The 14,980-nt window shown below is 65.8% G+C and carries 27 protein-coding genes; 16 read left to right on the top strand and 11 right to left on the bottom strand.

The window, feature by feature from the left end; genetic code table 11:
• Positions 1-248: 248 nt before the first annotated feature.
• A complete protein-coding gene (locus ACLBX9_RS09710) occupies positions 249-434 on the bottom strand; it encodes a hypothetical protein (RefSeq protein ID WP_447718756.1) in 186 nt (61 codons plus the stop codon).
• Positions 435-1,000: 566 nt separating this feature from the next.
• Here ACLBX9_RS09710 and ACLBX9_RS09715 point away from each other — a divergent pair.
• Positions 1,001-1,261 carry a hypothetical protein gene (locus ACLBX9_RS09715; RefSeq protein WP_447718779.1) on the top strand — a complete coding sequence of 87 codons (261 nt, stop codon included), beginning with the start codon at positions 1,001-1,003 and terminating at the stop codon, positions 1,259-1,261.
• Between the two features lie 84 nt (positions 1,262-1,345).
• On the opposite strand, the gene ACLBX9_RS09720 is transcribed toward ACLBX9_RS09715, so the two are convergent.
• The 8 genes from ACLBX9_RS09720 to ACLBX9_RS09755 form a co-directional block, all read right to left on the bottom strand.
• Positions 1,346-1,678: a hypothetical protein gene (locus ACLBX9_RS09720; RefSeq protein ID WP_447718780.1), complete on the bottom strand. Its 333-nt coding sequence runs from the start codon at positions 1,676-1,678 to the stop codon at positions 1,346-1,348.
• Between the two features lie 314 nt (positions 1,679-1,992).
• Entirely contained in the window at positions 1,993-2,883 is an 891-nt protein-coding gene (locus ACLBX9_RS09725; RefSeq protein ID WP_447718781.1) for a DUF3800 domain-containing protein, read from the bottom strand.
• Between the two features lie 49 nt (positions 2,884-2,932).
• A complete protein-coding gene (locus tag ACLBX9_RS09730) occupies positions 2,933-3,121 on the bottom strand; it encodes a hypothetical protein (protein ID WP_447718782.1) in 189 nt (62 codons plus the stop codon).
• Positions 3,118-3,303 carry a hypothetical protein gene (locus ACLBX9_RS09735; RefSeq protein ID WP_447718783.1) on the bottom strand — a complete coding sequence of 62 codons (186 nt, stop codon included), beginning with the start codon at positions 3,301-3,303 and terminating at the stop codon, positions 3,118-3,120. The genes ACLBX9_RS09730 and ACLBX9_RS09735 overlap by 4 nt, the downstream gene beginning before the upstream one ends.
• 45 nt (positions 3,304-3,348) lie before the next feature.
• Complete coding sequence (locus tag ACLBX9_RS09740; RefSeq protein ID WP_447718784.1) at positions 3,349-3,525, bottom strand: hypothetical protein; 177 nt, start codon at positions 3,523-3,525, stop codon at positions 3,349-3,351.
• Positions 3,522-3,794, bottom strand: a complete 273-nt coding sequence (locus ACLBX9_RS09745) for a hypothetical protein (protein WP_447718785.1) — start codon at positions 3,792-3,794, stop codon at positions 3,522-3,524. Before ACLBX9_RS09745 ends, ACLBX9_RS09740 begins: the two co-directional genes overlap by 4 nt.
• A gap of 52 nt (positions 3,795-3,846) precedes the next feature.
• Positions 3,847-4,125, bottom strand: a complete 279-nt coding sequence (locus ACLBX9_RS09750) for a hypothetical protein (protein WP_447718786.1) — start codon at positions 4,123-4,125, stop codon at positions 3,847-3,849.
• A gap of 5 nt (positions 4,126-4,130) precedes the next feature.
• Entirely contained in the window at positions 4,131-4,805 is a 675-nt protein-coding gene (locus ACLBX9_RS09755) for a S24 family peptidase (RefSeq protein ID WP_447718787.1), read from the bottom strand.
• Positions 4,806-4,878: 73 nt separating this feature from the next.
• On the opposite strand from ACLBX9_RS09755, the gene ACLBX9_RS09760 reads away from it, so the two are divergent.
• Positions 4,879-5,118 carry a hypothetical protein gene (locus ACLBX9_RS09760; protein WP_447718788.1) on the top strand — a complete coding sequence of 80 codons (240 nt, stop codon included), beginning with the start codon at positions 4,879-4,881 and terminating at the stop codon, positions 5,116-5,118.
• The gene (locus ACLBX9_RS09765) at positions 5,118-5,393 is read left to right on the top strand and encodes a hypothetical protein (protein ID WP_447718789.1); all 276 of its coding nucleotides are present in this window, start codon (positions 5,118-5,120) and stop codon (positions 5,391-5,393) included. The genes ACLBX9_RS09760 and ACLBX9_RS09765 overlap by 1 nt, the downstream gene beginning before the upstream one ends.
• A 170-nt stretch (positions 5,394-5,563) precedes the next feature.
• Here the strand turns inward: ACLBX9_RS09765 and ACLBX9_RS09770 are convergent, their stop codons facing one another.
• Entirely contained in the window at positions 5,564-5,713 is a 150-nt protein-coding gene (locus tag ACLBX9_RS09770) for a hypothetical protein (protein WP_447718790.1), read from the bottom strand.
• A gap of 205 nt (positions 5,714-5,918) precedes the next feature.
• Here ACLBX9_RS09770 and ACLBX9_RS09775 point away from each other — a divergent pair, with 205 nt between their 5' ends.
• The 6 genes from ACLBX9_RS09775 to ACLBX9_RS09800 all read left to right on the top strand — a co-directional run bounded on the left by ACLBX9_RS09775 (position 5,919) and on the right by ACLBX9_RS09800 (position 9,038).
• Complete coding sequence (locus ACLBX9_RS09775; protein ID WP_447718791.1) at positions 5,919-6,101, top strand: hypothetical protein; 183 nt, start codon at positions 5,919-5,921, stop codon at positions 6,099-6,101.
• A 280-nt stretch (positions 6,102-6,381) separates the two neighbouring features.
• Complete coding sequence (locus tag ACLBX9_RS09780) at positions 6,382-6,633, top strand: hypothetical protein (RefSeq protein WP_447718792.1); 252 nt, start codon at positions 6,382-6,384, stop codon at positions 6,631-6,633.
• Between the two features lie 229 nt (positions 6,634-6,862).
• Complete coding sequence (locus tag ACLBX9_RS09785) at positions 6,863-7,117, top strand: hypothetical protein (RefSeq protein ID WP_447718793.1); 255 nt, start codon at positions 6,863-6,865, stop codon at positions 7,115-7,117.
• Between the two features lie 65 nt (positions 7,118-7,182).
• Positions 7,183-8,091: an MT-A70 family methyltransferase gene (locus tag ACLBX9_RS09790; RefSeq protein ID WP_447718794.1), complete on the top strand. Its 909-nt coding sequence runs from the start codon at positions 7,183-7,185 to the stop codon at positions 8,089-8,091.
• A complete protein-coding gene (locus ACLBX9_RS09795; protein ID WP_447718795.1) occupies positions 8,088-8,576 on the top strand; it encodes a hypothetical protein in 489 nt (162 codons plus the stop codon). The genes ACLBX9_RS09790 and ACLBX9_RS09795 overlap by 4 nt, the downstream gene beginning before the upstream one ends.
• 123 nt (positions 8,577-8,699) lie before the next feature.
• A complete protein-coding gene (locus ACLBX9_RS09800) occupies positions 8,700-9,038 on the top strand; it encodes a hypothetical protein (RefSeq protein WP_447718796.1) in 339 nt (112 codons plus the stop codon).
• A 262-nt stretch (positions 9,039-9,300) separates the two neighbouring features.
• On the opposite strand, the gene ACLBX9_RS09805 is transcribed toward ACLBX9_RS09800, so the two are convergent.
• Positions 9,301-9,585: a hypothetical protein gene (locus ACLBX9_RS09805; protein WP_447718799.1), complete on the bottom strand. Its 285-nt coding sequence runs from the start codon at positions 9,583-9,585 to the stop codon at positions 9,301-9,303.
• Between ACLBX9_RS09805 and ACLBX9_RS09810 the strand changes: the two genes are divergently transcribed.
• The 7 genes from ACLBX9_RS09810 to ACLBX9_RS09840 all read left to right on the top strand — a co-directional run.
• Entirely contained in the window at positions 9,475-10,455 is a 981-nt protein-coding gene (locus ACLBX9_RS09810; protein WP_447718798.1) for a helix-turn-helix domain-containing protein, read from the top strand. The two genes, ACLBX9_RS09805 and ACLBX9_RS09810, sit on opposite strands and share 111 nt — an antisense overlap.
• 91 nt (positions 10,456-10,546) lie before the next feature.
• The gene (locus ACLBX9_RS09815) at positions 10,547-11,110 is read left to right on the top strand and encodes a hypothetical protein (RefSeq protein ID WP_447718797.1); all 564 of its coding nucleotides are present in this window, start codon (positions 10,547-10,549) and stop codon (positions 11,108-11,110) included.
• A 57-nt stretch (positions 11,111-11,167) separates the two neighbouring features.
• A complete protein-coding gene (locus tag ACLBX9_RS09820; RefSeq protein ID WP_447718774.1) occupies positions 11,168-11,620 on the top strand; it encodes a MucR family transcriptional regulator in 453 nt (150 codons plus the stop codon).
• Between the two features lie 248 nt (positions 11,621-11,868).
• Complete coding sequence (locus ACLBX9_RS09825; RefSeq protein WP_447718775.1) at positions 11,869-12,960, top strand: hypothetical protein; 1,092 nt, start codon at positions 11,869-11,871, stop codon at positions 12,958-12,960.
• A 100-nt stretch (positions 12,961-13,060) separates the two neighbouring features.
• Positions 13,061-13,633: a TadE/TadG family type IV pilus assembly protein gene (locus ACLBX9_RS09830; RefSeq protein WP_447718776.1), complete on the top strand. Its 573-nt coding sequence runs from the start codon at positions 13,061-13,063 to the stop codon at positions 13,631-13,633.
• Between the two features lie 15 nt (positions 13,634-13,648).
• Complete coding sequence (locus tag ACLBX9_RS09835) at positions 13,649-14,281, top strand: TadE/TadG family type IV pilus assembly protein (RefSeq protein WP_447718777.1); 633 nt, start codon at positions 13,649-13,651, stop codon at positions 14,279-14,281.
• A gap of 430 nt (positions 14,282-14,711) precedes the next feature.
• A partial coding sequence (locus tag ACLBX9_RS09840; RefSeq protein WP_447718778.1) for an SPFH domain-containing protein occupies positions 14,712-14,980 on the top strand: 269 nt, incomplete at its 3' end.

Genomic DNA, 14,980 nt, shown 5'->3' on the forward strand with positions numbered 1-14,980 from the left:
GCGGATCAGCTGCCGTTCTGAAAGAGGCGCCCCGCACGCCGGCGGGCGGCAGGGCGCAGTCAGTCTCAGAATACGCGAGCGTCAGGGCGTTACTTTGAAGCCCGCGAAACACCGACCCGGTACGGGAAGAACTGCGCCGGCCCGACCGTGCGAGCTTAGGCCGATCACAGTCACGCACATTCACCTGGATGGACAAGCTATACGTCGGTCGCACACGTGAAGTTTGGGCCGTGCCGTTCTCCAGCGCATCACACCAGGCGTAGCTCTCCTGCCTTGAGGCCCATGCGACGGGCCATGTCGCGCGACAGGCCGCCCACGATCTCCAGCTTCGCCCGCGGCGGCGCGGAGAGCGCGATCGCCTCCAGTGCCTCGTCTGCCGTCGTCGCCAGCACCGCGTAGACGCGCACGGCCTCGCGGCGCTGCGTGACGGACACGAGGTAGGCTTTCCGCTTCAACTTGGTCAGATGAGCCGGCTAACGGATCTGCGGCTCGTCGTCATCCTATCGACGGCTCGGAGCCGGTGACACTGGCGATCGTCGGGACGGTACCGCCCGGGCTGGCGGATCAGCTGCCGTTCTGACTGTGACCCCATCGCTCTAGCGACGAGCGGTTGCGCATGCCACGCCGGGCTTATGACCAAAACTGCCCGCCAGACCTGCGAAGTGAGGATCGGGACCGGCTGGCATGCCGTGAGCCTCGAGGAGGCGGCGACCGAGCACGTCATGGCCGTCAAACGTTGCCCGGCCTGCCACGGGAAGGTGATGATCCTCGGGGCCTACAGTGGTGGAGGCGTTCGCCGCTCGCTGTCGCATCGGAAGTCGCATCCCGGCTGCCCGCTGAAGCCCGACACATACTCTGGTACGCCATCTCCCCATCCGCAGGCGCTCGCTTAGGCTCGGAGCCGATACGCTGGCGATCGTCGGGAAGGTGCCGCCGGGGTTGGCGGATCAGCTGCCGTTCTGACTTGGCTATGCCTAAGCTCGCATGGCAGTCTCCGCCCATGCCCGCACCCATCGCCGACACCTGCGAAGTGAAGAGCCACGGCGTCTGGGTCGCCGTCAGCTTGGAGGTGGCGGCCATCGTCTATGGCCGGGACGTCCAACGGTGCCCGGCCTGTCATGGGCGGGTGGTGATCCTGGGCGGCGCCAGCGGGTCCAACACGACGCGCGCGATGCACCACCAGCAGCCGCACCGCGGTTGCCCGCTGATGCCGGATACGTTCTCCGGCCGTCAGTCCCAGCACCCACAGCCGCTGACGTAGGGGCGGATCCGGTGACGCTGGTGGTCTTCGGGACGCCGCCGCCGGGGCTGGCGGATCAGCTGACGTTCTAAGCCGCGCCGATCATCACTTCTGATTGCTGTCGCTGTTCCGCTGCTTGCACCGCCATCCGACGAAGCAGGCCGGCGCGTCGGCTGTCGGCTCGTAGGCGGGCGCGCTCGTCTCATCCTGCTCACAGGCACCACCGTCCCGATGGACGGTTTCGTAGATCAGATCGCTGGACGCGAGCGCGGCGTCTCCTGACCGGGCGACGAAGGCCTTCAAATCCGAGCAGGTGAAGGTGCGCGTGTAGGTACGGCTCTGCGCGAGGGCGCCAGTAGAGGCGATCAGGAGGACAGCCACAAGGGCATTCGATATGAGGCGCATGACGTCCTGCGGGGCTGCGGGCGATGCCAGCAATGGTGCGCCTCGGCGCATTCGATGACTATGCCTGACAGCGCGGCAAAGGCGCGCTGGCGATCTTCGGGAAGGTACCGCCGGGGCTCGCGGATCCGCTGCCGTTTTGAAATGGCACTCCAGTTTTCGAGTGCTAAGGCGTCCCCGAAAAAGCACAGCTTCAAGTTCTTAACAGGATGATCTTGACCGAACCGCTACAGCTCGCTTAACTGAGCAAGGTAGGCTTGCTGGATAACCTGGTTGCTTCGGCAGCACCCGATGGGACGCTAATACTTAGGATTATTGGCTAACGCCCCCGGATACACGGGCCCAGCGGCCTACCGCCTCAGCAGTCGGCTCTGGTATCCGTAGCTTGAGAATATCTGCGTCTGCGCTTCATCCACGCCATAGCGCCAAATATTAGTAGGCATCATCTTCACGCCAAAATTAGCATGCGTGCCGCCACGGATCGCCATACGCGGACGCAGAAGCTCGGCATATCGGGGCCGCGTTGTGCCATCCGGCCTTAGCGATACAGCTTGGTAGAATGCACTCGCAACAACGTCGGCAAGCTGCAAGCCAGCTTTTCGCTCATGATTGTAGGCTTCAATCAAGTCCGTTGAAACAACAGACCAATCCAAATCGCCTTGCGAAAGGTATAGACTATTACCAAGGCTTTGTAGTTTGAGCCAATGCAAATATGCGGCGAACTGGCTGTACGACATTCCTCCGCGCTCGGAAAAGACAAATTTTACCTTCCCTCCGCGCGTTTTCTTGATTTCGTTTCGATTGCCGCACCACTGCGTAACGCGCTCCAATAAAAGGCGCGTCATCCAGCAGTAAAACGGATTGCGAGCTGGCGCCTTCGCCGCTCTTTTGTTGCTATGTCCGCGCATGCTCCTCTTATTCGAAGCTACAACAATGCAGCGCATGGGCAACTGCGCCATTGCTGAACATAAGGCCTCCCTGCGCCAGTCCTCGTTGATGCGCTTGAAATGGATGATGCGGGATTGGCGATGCCCGATGTCATCACGCAGCGCCTTATGCCATTGAGGAACATTCAGCTCGTTTTCGACAGACACAACGACGGCCGACAAGACAAACCACTCGGAAGCTCCATCTGGATCGATGGGCCTTACCTTCGCTAGACCATCATCGCCGGCCTCGTCTATGAAGGCCACATAACGGTAGTCCCGAAATTCATCAGGAGGAACGGGCTCGTACGACATCAGGCCACGACTGCAGGCGCCGAGCCTTTGACAGACCGCGGCATTAGCCTCACGGCTCCGCACCCCCAACCTCTTCCTGCACCACTCGCAGCCCCGCCTCCACGATCCCCCGCAGGTGCTCCAGCGCATTCACCCCGATCGGTATGCCTACCCGCTGTCCTTCCACGGTGGTCACCACCAGGACGGCGGGGTCAGCGTCGGTCGCGTTGTCGGGACAATGGGTCATGGTCTCGGTCATGGCTTCTTCCGCAGCGCATCCGCCGCCAGCGTGCCGTGCGGCCCGAACTGACGGTACGTGTCGGCGCACCACGCGCTCTGCCCGACCCGCTCATAGGCAGAGGCGGTCGAGCCGGTGCTCTCCCGGATCTTGTCCGCGATCGTCTGGTCTTCGGCGTCCGTGACCCCGGCCTGAGTGCGCATCAGGGAGAGCTTCGCGGCGTCCGCGCGGAAGCCCGGGCAGGCCTGCTACGCGAAGGTCGTCGCGGAGAGCGTCCTGGCGTAGACGGCCACCCGATCGCCGTGGCTCTGCGCATGCGCAGGGTTCAGTGTGCAGAGAGCCGCGTAGGCTGTCACCAGGCCGAGCGCCCCGCGCCGCATGCCGATGCGGGTCGCGCTGGTGCTGGCGGCCTCTGGTGCGGTCACTTGCCGGTTCCGTCCTTCAGCGGCGGCTTTCCGTCCGCGCCCTCGACGGCCCCGACGCCCGGCGACACGTCCACCGTGCCCTTCGCGTCTGGGCCTTTCGTCCCGGAGCCAGCTGGGGCGCTCTCGGCGTTCTTGGCCTTGTCGCCGGCCATGCCGGAGGTGTCATTGGTGGCCGGGGGCTTGGTGGCGGACGAGCTCTGGGCTCGAGCGACGCCATCCCCGCCCATGATGAGCAGGAGCGCGAGGACGACGGCGGACGTGCGGGTCATGGGTTCCTCCGGTTGTGTCGTTTATGGTTTGGCCGCGGCAGGGCGGCCGGGATCAGAGCTGCGTCGGCCAGTCGGGGTCGTCCGGGCCCTCATCGGCCCGCACCATCCGCAGCCCCGCCTCCACGATCCCCTTAAGGTGCTCCAGCGCATTCACTCCGATCGGCACCCCCACCCGCTGTCCTTCCACTGTGGTCACCACCAGGACGGCCAACGCGTCCCCGACCTGCAACTCGGGATCCGGCAGGCAGATCGGCAGGATGAAGTCGGTGTGGAGGTCGCCGAACTGGACGTGGGCGGCCTTGTCGGGGCGGAAGGGTTTGGGCTGAGTCATGGCGATCAGCCTGTTGCCTTGAGCTTGAAGCGCCGCTCGATTTCTTTCCCGGTTGGAACTCGCTGCACCTGCTTGGCGGGCACGACGAGATGGATCGTCGCGACTTCGACGATGCGCCTGTTCTGAAGCAGCTTGGCGTTAAAGCTTTCGAGGTTGAACGTGTTGGGCTCGTCGCCGCGCTGGATGCGCTTGAGGTAGCGCTTGCCCTCCCCGGTCAGGACCAGCGCGATGTCGCCGACGAGTTCGTCTGGCGTCACCTCTGAGGGGCGGACGATGATAATATCCCCCGGGTCGTATTTCGGTAGCATGGAGTCGCCCCAGACCTCGTAGGCCAGAGCGTCCGGCGGCAACGCGACCAGGACCTCTACTTCGACGACATCTTCACCGAACGCGTCACTCACACTCGTATCAATCTCGCCGCCTGCCCCGATCAGCCCAACAATGCGCGCCGCGGATTTCCGCTCAACGCCGCCCTCACCGCTGACCAGCCAGATCCACGACACGTCGAAGGCGCGCCCGTAGACCTGTGCTTCCTCGACGCCGTAGCCCCTCACACCGTTGTCGTGGGACTTGTAAGTGTTCTCGTTCCAGCGCAGCGCACGAGCTGCCGCACGCGGGCTATCGTAGCCCGCCTTCTTACGCGCCCAAGCTAAGCGCGCTCCTGGCGTATCGAGATCCATGCACAGTTTGTACCCCCGAAGCTGGGTACGTTTCGTCTTGCGACTCTCTGGGTACCCATGGTACCCAATTGAAATGGACTCGTTCCGCTCACTCATTGCGAGCTACGGCCTCGGCGCTTTCGCCACCGATATCGGCGTGCCCGAGAACACCGCTAAGCAGATGCGCAAGCGGAACTCGGTTTCGTCCGAGTACTGGCACGCGTGGGTCCGCGGAGCCGAAGCGCGAGGCCGCAAGGACGTCACCTACGAGCGCCTTGCCAAAATCTCAGCCGCCAAGCGCCTCGCCGCCCCCACCGAGGGAGCTGCCGCCTGATGCGCTCCGGCTCGTCCTTTCCCCTCGACGCCGAGCAGCTCGTGCGCTTGGCCGGCTTCGCCCTCAACCTCTGGCACGTCCGCACCCAGATACCGGGTGAGACGATCCCGAGCCGGGAGCAGCTGACGCTCGACCTCGCCGCGGCCGTCGGCGTGCCACTGCCCACCCGTCAGGACCAAGTCGCCATCCTGCCCAAAGGCACGAAGGTCCAGACCAAGCTGCTGCCCTACGGCTCGGCGCCGATCCCGGCTGCGCTCGATCGGGAGGCGTGCTGACATGTCTCCCCAGTCCGGCGCTTCTACAGTCGATTGTGTGTCCAGTCTTATGGCGGCCGGTTGCCTCACCGGCGGCGTTGCCATGCTCTCGATCGGCTTCGATGCACGCGTGATGATCGGGCTGGCCGGCGGTCTTTCGGCCCTGTGTTGGATCGCTGCTGGCGCGGCGCTTATCGCCAGAGGACTGCGCCGATGACCAGCGCCGTCAACGCCCCGCACCAAGCGGTCACCAAACCGAGCTGGATGTTGGCGCGATGCAGATCTTCCGTCAGCTCGGCGATCCGCCTCTCCGCGGCCTGTAACCGTCCGTCGAGTTCCATCCTCAACTCCATCGGTCTTCGCACTTCCGATGGTAGCGGGCGGGGCGGGGTCGTCGAGCATCATGCTCGGCGCTCCGTCCGCGCTTGCGCACCAGCTCCGGCCGGCGGTTTGGCGTCCGCCGACCGGGGACAGCCCACTTTGGGCGTTTCCTCCCGTAGACTTGGCCGGGGCCTTCGGGCTCCGGCCCCTTCGGGAGGCACCTGAATGGTGCTTCTCCTGATCCCCGCGATCGCGCTGGCCGCCGCCGCTCTCGGCGGCGTCATCGAGGCCCTGAAGGCACTCGACAGTGGCCTGCGCAGCGATGTGGTCCGCCACACATTCTGGGGCGTGTGCTGCGCCTCTGGTGCAGTCGCGCTCAGCCTCATAGCGGCAGGGCGGCCCGCATGACGCGAACCGCCCCCGCCGTCCCTCACGCGCCCACCAGCCTGCAAGCCCCGGTGCGTGATTATCTCCACGGTTTCGACCTCCTTTCGCGGGGCGCTCCATGAGTGGCAGCGCCTCGTTCCCGCAGTCCAGCCGCGTGGCTCGGACCACCGCCTCGATACCCGCAGTGTCGAGGAAGAATATGCGGAAGTCTGGGGCTGATGAGACCCGGGGCTGGGTGATTAAACCCCAGCTTTGGGTAGAGCAGTGGCACAAGTTGCATCCGGTCAAACCGGCGCAGTGCGTGGCTGATGCGATCAATGCGCCGGTACGCACCGTCGAGAAGTGGTTTTCCGGTGAGGCCAAGCCTTCGTTGGAGTACGTCGGGCCAATCCTCAACCGCTACGGGTTGGCCTTCGTGGTCGGCGCGATGGCCGCGCCTCTGCCCTGGCTCGACGACCTCGCTCGCGAGGAGCGCAAGCGGAAGCTCCTGGCGGAGCGGCAGGCGATCGACGCCCTGCTCGCCGAGGACTGGCAGCGGAGGGCCGGCTCGTGAGGCCGCTCGCCTTCCACTGGCACCGCTTCCGCGAGTGGGTCGACGATCTCGGCGCGGCGCGCGCGTTCGCCCGCGTTCGGCGAGATCACGCGCTCGCGCGGCGGCTGTTCTCCAGCGCCAGGCGCCACGGCGCTGCAGCTGACGCGATCTGCCCGCCCGCCGAGTGGGATCGCCGTCTTTGGTCCCGCGGCCAGCACACCGACCTTCACCCCCCGCCTGGAGCTTGATCGTGGCCGTCCCACTCACAGCTCTCGGCAGTAAGCCCACGATCCCCGACCTCCCGCGCTGCGCGTGCGGCTGCAGCCGCGCCGCCTCCCGCGGCTTCCCGGGCGACGTCCACTACGCGCACGCCTGCGTTCCGCCGGCCCTGCGATTCCCGTGGGAGCCCGGCTACGCGGCCGCCGCCCCCGGGCCCGAGCTGCCGGCGATCGCCGCCTCAGCGGCGGCCCCGTCCGACCTTTTCTCCCGATTCGCGTCCGCATGACGCCTGGGCGCGCCACGCCGCGCGCCGCTCCCACTCGGAATACGTCCTCCCGCCAGGTCTCGTTGATGCGTCGCGTCGAGAAGCTGTTCCGTCCGAGCGAGATCTACGCGATGGGCCTATCCCTGCTGGCCCGGGAGCAGGCGGCCGCGCATGAGCGCATGCTCGACGCCGCGGCCCGGGGCGGCCGGATCAGCCCGCTGAAACCCGCCAAGCCGGGCGCAAGGCCTGCGAAAGTTTCGCGAGCCTTGGCGGATCGGACGTTCGACCGGATCGCCGCGCACTGGGGCATATCCGGCCGCCAACTGGAGAAGATCCGGGACGTGTGCGAGGCGGCGGAGGCCGATCCGGATCGGTTCGGGCCGCTGCTGGAGGAGATGGACCGGACCGGCAAGGTCAACGGCCCGCACACCAAGCTCCTGCGTCTGCGCGACGAGATCCGGATTCTCGACCTTGCGCCGGTCGACGGCCGCTTCCGTACCCTCGTCCTCGACCCGCCCTGGCAGGAGGACAACATCTCCGAGTCCTGCGGGCACGACTACGCCACCATGCCGATCGCTGAGATCGCCGCGGTACCGGTCGAATCCTGGGCGGAGGCGAACTGCCACCTCTACCTCTGGGCGACCAACAACACGCTGGGCCTCGCCCTCAACCTGCTCCCGGCCTGGGGCTTCCAGCACAAGACGGTCCACACCTGGACGAAGCCGGACCTTGGATTCGGGCGCTACTTCCGGAACACGACGGAGCACGTGATCTTCGCCGTGCGCGGCGAGCTGCGGACCCGCTCGGCCGGGCGCTCCACCCGCACCGACCACGACTGGCCTGTGGGCGCCAACAGCGTGAAGCCGGAGGGCTTCTACGACCTGGTGCGCGCCTGTTCGTACCCGCCTTACGGCGAGGCCTTCCAGCGGCTGGCCCGGCCGGACTTCACGAATTTGTACGCTGCTCCGAGCTCGATGAGCGAGGCGGCGGAATGAGCTCGAATCCGCAGCGCCGCCGGCTCCTCGGCCTGTTCGCCGCCGCCCCGCTCGCCGCGGCCGCCGGCGTTCCTCCTGGTCGTTCGGGCGCGGACCTGGTGCGCTGGCTGAGCCCCGGCGTCGCGGGCAGCTTCACCCAAGAGCGCTTCGCCGGGCTGGGCCGCTTCGCTGACGCCCTGGATCGGACGGAGCTGGCGCTCGACATCGAGCCCCGTGAGCGCCTGGCCTCGATCCCCGATCACCTGTCGCGATTGGCGGCCAGCCTCGATTCGAATCCCGCCAGCATCCGGGCTCAACACGCCGCCGAGGCGCGCGCGATCGCCGCCCTGGCGCTCGCCTTCCCGCCGGAGATCGCGTCCTACCGCTCGTTCGGCGCCCCGATGCGCCGCCGGCTCTACGCCGAGCTGCTAACCCGCGAATCCGCGCGCCTCGCAGCAGCAGGCGAACCGCCCCCGACACCGGCGTCGCCCGGACCGGACGCCTAGAGTGGCGCCCGGGAGAAGGCCGCGGAGCGGTCCCGACTCCCGAAAGACTCGGACTCCATCCGGATTCTTGGCCGCTCCCGGCCGCCCCTCCGCCTGCGCGCGGCAACCCTCCCGAGGTCATCGATGAGCACGCCCACCACCAAGGTGCTGATGTCGGTCGGAAACCCGACCGGCTGGAAGCTCGAAGCGCTCCTGGCGCAGATCGTCGAGGACCTCAGGGTGAAGAACGACGCCCTGGAGGGCGACGCTTCGCCGACCTCCACGGCGATCCGGATCAACAATCTCGGCGTCATCGACTGCCTGGCGCTCGCCGGCGTCCGTCAGCTGGACACGCTGCGGCGGCTCGACCTGCTCGGCCCGGATCAGGGCCCGGCCGGCACGCCGCGCATCGGCGCCAGCGCCGTCCCCATGCCGCAGGCCTCCGCGCCCGCCGGCGACGCCTCCTCGCCCCACTCAGCCTGAGGTCTGCATCACCATGATCCCGCAGCTCTGGCCCTTGCCCCGCGGTCCCCCGCGCCCGGCCCATCAGATCCTCGCGCGCCCTGCGTCAGGTCCCCGCCTCGTGCCCGACTGATGCCGCCCGGTCCGGACGAGATCCGGCCTTCCGCAGGCCCTGAGCCCACGCCTCCAGACGCCGTCCCTTTCGGCGGAGGCCTGAAGCTCGGCCCGCGTTGCGAGATCCACCACCCGCCACACCGGCCCGATTGGCTTCGCGACCAGCGATTCAGCCGACGGGTCTTCGCGTGCCCGGAGCCGGACAGGCTTCGCGGCCGGACGATGAAGTCTTGCCCGGACCACGACTATGAGCGTCGAAGCCATCAGCCACATCATGCGGACGCACATCCCCGATGGCGTCGCCAAACTCGTCGCCATGGTGCTGGCCGACTACGCCGATCCGGTGAGCGGTCGGTGTTGGCCGAAGATCCCGACGCTGGCCGTCCAGTGTTCGCAGTCCGAGCGCACCGTGCAGCGCAAGCTGAAGGTGCTGGAAGAGCTCGACGTCCTTCACGTCGAACCGAATACGTCCGGCGGTCGCAAGGGCAACGTCTACGTCTTGCACCTGTCGGGCGTGGTGCGTCGCGACCCGGGATCCGGAGATCCTAGGCTTGGATCCGGTCGGTCACCGACGGGTGACAGAAGCCGCCAGGACCAAACCGAAGGCGCGGGTACGGGTGACACACAGTCACCCGTCAGCGGTCCGGAACAAGCCACCTGTGTCACCCCCACGGGTGACAGCCCTGACACCCGACGGGTGACACTGCAGTCACCCCCAAAGGAATCCCCCAGAGAATCCACCAGGGAATCCGTCAGGGGTGAATCCCCCGAGAGAGATTCCCCTGGCACCGAACGCCCCCCCGCGTCCGCTGACGCGGCCACGGCCCCCAGGGGGGCTCGCTCTCCCCGGGCTGTTTTGTGTCCCGACGGATTCGCGCCGGAGGGGCGCCACTACGCGGCAGCCGAGGCGGCTGGCTTCGACGTCGCCTTCGTCCGGCAGACCGCCGCCAGCATGCACCGCTGGTCGCACGCCAACGCGCACCGCCCGATCGCCCGCAAAGCCGACTGGGCGCTCGCCTTCGACGGGATCCTCGACACCGCGCTGCGGGAGGCCGCCGAGCGCGCCGCCCGTGAGGCCCGCCGCTCCCCCGCACCTGCCCCGCCCCGCCGCTCCACGAACGGCGGCCTCGCTCTCGTCGCTGAGATGATTGGATTGCCCCATGACCCTGCCGACCTTCTCAACGTCCTCGGTCTTGAGCCGGGTCGTAACGCCGCCCCTCGCCACGCGGGAGACGGACACGTTCATCGCGCAGTTCACGAACCGGCTGGAGGATGCGCCGGGCTCCTTCCGCCGCAAGCGGCTGCCCGTCGCTTCGGCGCCTAACCGGGCCCAGCAGGATTGGCTGGAGCGGCGCCGGGACGAACTGCGGCGCGCGCTCACTGCCTCACCGGGCCCGGACGCGAACCGGGAGATCATGCTGCTCGTGTCGAGCAAAGCGGGCTACGGCGCCGACCCGCGGGAGCTCGCGACCAAGGTCGGGTTTTACGCCCAGGCGCTCGCCAGCGAACCGACCTGGGCCATCGAGCGGGCCCGCATCCGGTTCCGTCAGCCGGGCTGGCGCTGCCTCTGGGACGGCAAGGGCTGCCCGTCGGACGCCGATGTCGTGGCCGAGTGCCGGTACGAGACCCTGCCGATCGAGACCGAGCTCGCCAAGGTCGAGGCGATCCTCAACGCCGAACTCTACGACACCGGCGCCACCGACGACGATCGCGCCAACGCCGTCGCCCACTGGGAGACGGTGAAGGCCGACATGCGCGGCGAGTCCGTGATCACCGAGCAGACGGAGGAGGAGATCTCTGCCGAGCGCGCGTCGATGGCGCGCGCCAACGAGCGTTTCCGCGAGCGCGAGCGGGTCCAGGCCGAAGCACAGGGCCGCGGCCAGGCCATGTGGGGCCGGATCCCGATCAGCGACACGCTGGCTCGCCAGCTCGGCCTGCGGGTGCCGGTCCCCGCCGACCACGAGGAGGACGTGCACTGAACCCACGCGCCCCGCCGGCGCGCGACTTTGCCTGCCGCATCACTTCAGGAGAGCACCATGCCTGAGACCCTCGACCCCATCCTCGACCTCACCGCCGGCATCGTGGCGGCCTACGTCGGCCGCCAGGCCGTGGCACCCGAGACGCTGCCTGGGCTGATGCGCACGGTCCGCGACGGGCTGGTGGCACTGCAGGGGCTGCCCGTGACGATCGCCGTCCCGACCCCGCACGAGGCGGCGATCGACCGCCCGACGCCTGCTCAGATCCGCAAGTCGATCCAGCAGGACGGCATCGTCAGCTTCATCGACGGCCGGTCCTACAAGACGATCCGGAGGCATCTCACCGCCCACGGCCTCACGCCGGCGACGTACTGCGAGCGATACGGCCTGCCGGCGGACTACCCGATGATCGCGCCGAGCTACGCCGCGCAGCGCTCGAAGATCGCGAAGGCGATCGGGCTGGGCGTGCCGGGGGCACAGGCGAAGCGGCGGGCGGCGGTGGGGGCGGGCTGACGTCTTAGCCTCAGAGTTCCAAAGGACGTCAGGCCGTATGCCGCCCGTTTTGCAGGAACCCAGACAAGCTGACAGCAGACCAACATTTAGTTTTCATTAACCATACCAAAACTGGGAAGCGCACCTAATGCTTCAATATGATCGTCTAAATAACGGCAACAACCTGGAATTAATATTGTAACGCCAACGTGATCCCGCACCGTCTGCGCTCGCTGGTGAATGGTGGGACGCGCGTTGGGAGATCTCACATGCGTGGAAGCCTGTCGCGCTGGCTTCGTCCCTTCGCTGATGATCAAAGCGGCAACGTCGTGATGATCTTCGGGCTCAGCCTGCCGCTGCTCCTGGGCGCGGGCGGCCTCGTCATCGACTACGGCAATGCCGTGCGCATCCGGGCGGTCGAGTCCAGCATCGCCGATGCAACCGCGCTGCTCGTCGCCAACGCGGACACAGTCGCAGCAGCCACCGAGGGGCTACGTCTCGCAAGTGCTCAGCTCACCTCTCGCTTGGGCACCGCTGGCACGACCGGCGGGTATCAGGTGAACGGAAGCTGGATCGATGGCGCAAACTACCGGGTGACAATTTCGACGACAGTCAAGACGAACTTGCTCCATCTCCTGCCAGGCATGCCCCGACAACTCGTCGTCGGCACCGCGACCACCGTCAACCGAGTCGCGCCGGTCTACCAGACCAGTCCGCCGACTTTCAGCCAGCTGTCGCCCGAAGCAGCGGATTACAACCGCATCTACATGTACTGCTATTCGTCCGATCCCAAGCGTCAGGCAGAAGCCGATAAGGGCCGACGCGGCTTGGTCGCGATCGCCGACAACGGCACTCCTCCGACCGACTACTCGAAGGCCGCTCTACCCACCTGCGGCGCCAACGAGGCTCCGAGCTACATGCTGCACAACGTGCGCAACGCCCGAAGCAATAAATCGATCTGGAACGATCCAAGCCAGGAAACTTATGAATACTACACTGACACGACTATCGATACCGGGCTGCGGGTTCAGTCAATGAGCATGAAGGGCTATCGCGTTAATACGACCGGCAGCCTGACGACTGTGAACATGGTCTCGAACCCGATCTTGGAGACGATCGTCTGCGATAGCCTCAGCGCCTGCAAGAGCAAATCCGACGGTGGGATCCTGCCGAACAGCCACACGACCCACGATCCAGCGACGTCGACTGCGAGCTGCAGCGATGGCAAGTACATGTATTACGGTTGGGAGGACCGCCCACCCAACGCTGGCAGTGATCGGGATTACGACGACATCCGCGTTATCGTCTCATGCCCAACCTTGATCAAGGTAGCTGATAAGAAGCTCAGGATTGTTGAGTAATCCGAGTTCAATCGTTCATCTCTTCAACAGTATCATTCTGGGGCTGTAAATGCCATCCCGCTGCAGAGATCAGCTTCACTCGATCCGAGCGCGATTGCGTTTGGCAGCAAACCACCTCATCCGGAAGGAAGATGGTGCGGCCGCTGTCGAGTTTGCCCTGATCGCAACGCCGTTCCTGAGTCTGCTTGCGGTGATCCTCCAAACCGCCCTGCTGGTCTGGACGGCGCGAAACCTCGATGATGCTCTCCAGCGCGCCGGCCGAAAAATCTACACGGGTCAATTCCAGAAGGCGAATACAGGCCAGACGGACAGCAGCAAACTGCTCTCCGCAATGAAAGCGTCCATGTGCGGCACCAACACTGCACAGGTCGCGACGGCATTCGATTGCAGTTCACTCAAGCTCAACATCGCGTTGAGTACTTCCTTCGCGGCCGGCAGCGTGCCGACACCGCTCGATACGATGACGAAAGATTGGTCCACCGGTTTCGGGACCAGCTACGCTTGCGCGCAGCCGGGAGCGATCGTTGTCTTCACCGCCGCAGTCAAATACCGCGTCGCTTTTAGCTTCCTCTATGCCGGTCTGCCCGGCTTCGGTGATGGGGCGCGGCTACTTCAGTCGACGGCCGTTTTTCGTACGGAACCCTATGACACCTCGTCGGGACAGGGGTGCTGACCCATGAGATGGCCAATGCCCGACAGGATCCGTTACATCCGCAGGTTGTCCGACCTGCGTGACGACACCTACGGTGTCTCAGCCATCGAGTTCGCGCTAATCCTGCCGGTAATGCTGACGCTATTGTTTGGCATCACGGAATTTGGCCGCGCGTTCGATCACTATCGTAAAGTGACACTTCTGGCGCGTACTTTAGCGGACATCACCTCCCAGGGAGACACGCAGACACCGATGGCGGCGGCGACGTTGAGCGACATCTTCGCGTCAGCCAAACTTGTTCTGACGCCCTATCCGAACAGCACAGCTCAGATCGTGATCAGCGCGCTCGGCGTCGCAGCGGACGGTTCAGGGCAGCTGCCTCGAGTGTGCTCCAGTTACGCGACGAGCAACGGCACAGCACGGGCCGTCGGCGCGGCAACAGATCTGAAGGTGCCGGAGGGCTTCCAGCTCGCCGGAATGCGCTACGTCTTGGCCGAAGTGAGCGTGCCGTATCCAGCTTTATTCGGAAGCAATATTATGCGGCTTGTGGGTGGCGCCAATAACCAGTTCACGTTCAAAGCCAGCGTCCCCTGGCCGACCCGCGGCGGTCAAGCGGTAAAATCCACCTACAATGAAATCGTTTTACCCAATGGCAAGGCGTGCTCCTGATCCAACTTGCGATGCCCGAAATGATGCAAATCGAGCTTTAGGTATCCATCACCTTGTCTCAATCGACGCGTGCTGCAGCGATTATTCTGGCATTGTGTTCGAGCTTCGATTGAGCCGTGCGGCAACACTGAACGCGCATGAGCGGTATCCTGGCAACCGCGCTTGATCCAAGAACATGCAAGGAACGACCGGCGGCGCTTTCGGCCGCTCCACCGCGATTGATGCTCGCCCGCCCAGAAGGTCTCGAGCCCTTTCGTGAGCACGCGTCCTGCGCCGACGTCGGGCGCCGGCTGATAACGGCGTTCCGGGCGATGCCGTGCATCGCAATCTATGCGCCGCGCGGTTGGGCCCTCAAACGACATCGAATGGCACCAGTCGCGCTGTACAGTAGACGCGGACGGCAGCGTCGTGTGGATGCGATGAGGGGCCGATGGCCAAAGGCACACAACTGGAACGACAGATGGGTGATCGCGGTCCGACGCAGAAGGGAGCGAAGAAATTGAACTACGGCAGGCTCGGCCTCATCGGCATCGCGGGCCTCGTCGCCCTCTCCATCGTCGGCGGCTCGTTCTATACGGTCGACCAGCGCGAGCGCGTGGTGCTGCTCACCAACGGCGCCGTGGTCGGCGAGGCCGATCCTGGCCTGCACTGGAAGCTGCCGTTCGTGCAGTCGGCCGTGTCGATCAGCGTCGAGTCCCA

It is taken from the genome of Methylobacterium sp. A49B (assembly GCF_053346215.1).

Excerpts from the sequence above, each read along its gene's own strand:
- ACLBX9_RS09800 (WP_447718796.1), top strand. The coding sequence starts at position 8,700 with ATGAGCACGCCCACCACCAAGGTGCTGATGTCGGTCGGAAACCCGACC.
- ACLBX9_RS09835 (WP_447718777.1), top strand. The coding sequence starts at position 13,649 with ATGCCCGACAGGATCCGTTACATCCGCAGGTTGTCCGACCTGCGTGAC.
- ACLBX9_RS09795 (WP_447718795.1), top strand. The coding sequence starts at position 8,088 with ATGAGCTCGAATCCGCAGCGCCGCCGGCTCCTCGGCCTGTTCGCCGCC.
- ACLBX9_RS09745 (WP_447718785.1), bottom strand. The coding sequence starts at position 3,794 with ATGACCCGCACGTCCGCCGTCGTCCTCGCGCTCCTGCTCATCATGGGC.
- ACLBX9_RS09765 (WP_447718789.1), top strand. The coding sequence starts at position 5,118 with ATGCGCTCCGGCTCGTCCTTTCCCCTCGACGCCGAGCAGCTCGTGCGC.
- ACLBX9_RS09825 (WP_447718775.1), top strand. The coding sequence starts at position 11,869 with ATGCGTGGAAGCCTGTCGCGCTGGCTTCGTCCCTTCGCTGATGATCAA.
- ACLBX9_RS09750 (WP_447718786.1), bottom strand. The coding sequence starts at position 4,125 with ATGACTCAGCCCAAACCCTTCCGCCCCGACAAGGCCGCCCACGTCCAG.
- ACLBX9_RS09790 (WP_447718794.1), top strand. The coding sequence starts at position 7,183 with ATGCGTCGCGTCGAGAAGCTGTTCCGTCCGAGCGAGATCTACGCGATG.
- ACLBX9_RS09820 (WP_447718774.1), top strand. The coding sequence starts at position 11,168 with ATGCCTGAGACCCTCGACCCCATCCTCGACCTCACCGCCGGCATCGTG.
- ACLBX9_RS09815 (WP_447718797.1), top strand. The coding sequence starts at position 10,547 with ATGCTGCTCGTGTCGAGCAAAGCGGGCTACGGCGCCGACCCGCGGGAG.
- ACLBX9_RS09760 (WP_447718788.1), top strand. The coding sequence starts at position 4,879 with ATGGACTCGTTCCGCTCACTCATTGCGAGCTACGGCCTCGGCGCTTTC.
- ACLBX9_RS09770 (WP_447718790.1), bottom strand. The coding sequence starts at position 5,713 with ATGGAACTCGACGGACGGTTACAGGCCGCGGAGAGGCGGATCGCCGAG.
- ACLBX9_RS09715 (WP_447718779.1), top strand. The coding sequence starts at position 1,001 with ATGCCCGCACCCATCGCCGACACCTGCGAAGTGAAGAGCCACGGCGTC.
- ACLBX9_RS09775 (WP_447718791.1), top strand. The coding sequence starts at position 5,919 with ATGGTGCTTCTCCTGATCCCCGCGATCGCGCTGGCCGCCGCCGCTCTC.
- ACLBX9_RS09755 (WP_447718787.1), bottom strand. The coding sequence starts at position 4,805 with ATGGATCTCGATACGCCAGGAGCGCGCTTAGCTTGGGCGCGTAAGAAG.
- ACLBX9_RS09730 (WP_447718782.1), bottom strand. The coding sequence starts at position 3,121 with ATGACCGAGACCATGACCCATTGTCCCGACAACGCGACCGACGCTGAC.
- ACLBX9_RS09725 (WP_447718781.1), bottom strand. The coding sequence starts at position 2,883 with ATGTCGTACGAGCCCGTTCCTCCTGATGAATTTCGGGACTACCGTTAT.
- ACLBX9_RS09735 (WP_447718783.1), bottom strand. The coding sequence starts at position 3,303 with ATGCGCACTCAGGCCGGGGTCACGGACGCCGAAGACCAGACGATCGCG.